1 protein-coding gene and 1 pseudogene are annotated in these 532 nt (G+C 40.8%); both read left to right on the top strand.

Annotation, left to right across the window (positions count from 1 at the left end; translation table 11 throughout):
• Positions 1-162 (top strand): annotated as a pseudogene (locus ACFINK_RS09455) (lambda exonuclease family protein); the annotation flags it as partial.
• Positions 163-281: 119 nt separating this feature from the next.
• Positions 282-500: a hypothetical protein gene (locus ACFINK_RS09450; protein WP_375618906.1), complete on the top strand. Its 219-nt coding sequence runs from the start codon at positions 282-284 to the stop codon at positions 498-500.
• Positions 501-532 lie beyond the last annotated feature (32 nt).

Below are 532 nucleotides of genomic sequence, written 5' to 3'. Positions count from 1 at the left end.
AGCTATGACCCACGTTTTACGGGGGAATTCTTTCACTTACGCATGAAAGTCAAGCGTGTTCTCCGTGATGATCAACAAATTGAACAGATCAATCAAGCTGTTGAAACCTTTTTAGCAGAGATAGAACGAGAGATAAAACAACTCTCAACAAAAGCTGCTTAACCTTATGGGGGTGTTTTGTTCCCCGCATATCTACGAGCACCCCCACCCTTCCTAACACTTTCAAGTAATGCGTGATTCACGCCACACGTGAATTGCATCTCAATGTAAGGAGAAAAGATATGGCACCTCGTAAAGCTATCATAACGCAAGCAGACATTGCACGAGCTTTAAGAGAAGCAAAAAAGCAAAAATGCGAACTCATAGAAATCAAACCTACCGGTGAACTGCTTATCTATCTTAAAGCAGATATTCCAATACCAAATTCAGTTAGCCACCCAGACAAACTTTTAGATTTGTCAAAGAATGAATATTACGAAACCGCACTCTCTAAGATGTAAAATACCATGCCTAAACCACGTCCTCCTCATCT

Source organism: Bartonella sp. AA16NXGY, assembly GCF_042197325.1.
GTDB lineage: Bacteria > Pseudomonadota > Alphaproteobacteria > Rhizobiales > Rhizobiaceae > Bartonella.
The sequence above is the reverse complement of the archived record's forward strand: the minus strand, read 5'-3'. Positions and strand labels throughout refer to the sequence as shown.

What these genes read in the sequence shown, in the direction of transcription:
- ACFINK_RS09450 (WP_375618906.1), top strand. Translation starts at nt 282, where the DNA reads ATGGCACCTCGTAAAGCTATCATAACGCAAGCAGACATTGCACGAGCT.